Origin of the sequence: Methylophaga sp. UBA5088, from assembly GCF_002414625.1 — a bacterium.
In the GTDB taxonomy this organism is placed as follows: domain Bacteria; phylum Pseudomonadota; class Gammaproteobacteria; order Nitrosococcales; family Methylophagaceae; genus Methylophaga; species Methylophaga marina.
Window position 1 is genome coordinate 23,150 of sequence record NZ_DIAC01000030.1, and the last position, 691, is coordinate 23,840.

The following is a 691-nucleotide window of genomic DNA, read 5'->3' on the forward strand; positions in this document are numbered from 1 at the left end:
AATCGAGCTTATAACAAAAAACTTGATCGCGTAGGAAAAGTCGACATTAGAGATAATGTATTCATAGGGCATGGTGCTATTGTGTTACCTGGAATAACCATTGGACCCAATGCGATTGTAGCAGCCGGTGCAGTTGTTAGCCGTGATGTTCCTGAAGGCAGTATTGTCGCGGGTGTGCCTGCAAGAGTTATCGGGGATATGGCTGATCTCGTCAATAAATTAGAAAAAGAAACAAACAGCCTACCTTGGGCTCATCTTATTCATCAAAGAGATGGAAGTTTTGATCCCGCCTTGGAACCTCAGCTAAAGCAACTAAGAAAGGCTTATTTTTTTGATGACAAATAAACACTGTGAGTTAGCCGTCATCATTGTGAATTATAAGACCCCAAGAATGGTCGTTGATGTTCTCAATTCTCTTAAACATGAAGTGGACACCCTAGATGCCTGCGTAGTTATTGTAGATAATGATTCTCAGGATGACTCAGTGGTCCAAATTAACGAGTGGATATTAGCTGAGGATAAAAAGCAGAAATTCAAGTTGGTAGACTCATCCTCTAATAGTGGCTTTTCTGGTGGTAATAATGCTGGAATTAATTCTGTGAGTGCAGATTATTATCTGTTGCTAAACAGCGATACTATTGTGAGGCCTGGGGCTTTAGAAATGCTCTTGGAAACCCTAAAAAATAACCCT

General features: G+C 40.5%; 2 protein-coding genes. Both read left to right on the plus strand.

What is annotated here, in order from left to right; genetic code table 11:
* Positions 1-345: acyltransferase (locus tag B4K20_RS03995; protein ID WP_289281975.1), on the plus strand; the 345-nt coding region annotated here is incomplete at its 5' end.
* A partial coding sequence (locus B4K20_RS04000; RefSeq protein WP_289281976.1) for a glycosyltransferase family 2 protein occupies positions 335-691 on the plus strand: 357 nt, incomplete at its 3' end. The genes B4K20_RS03995 and B4K20_RS04000, both read left to right, overlap by 11 nt.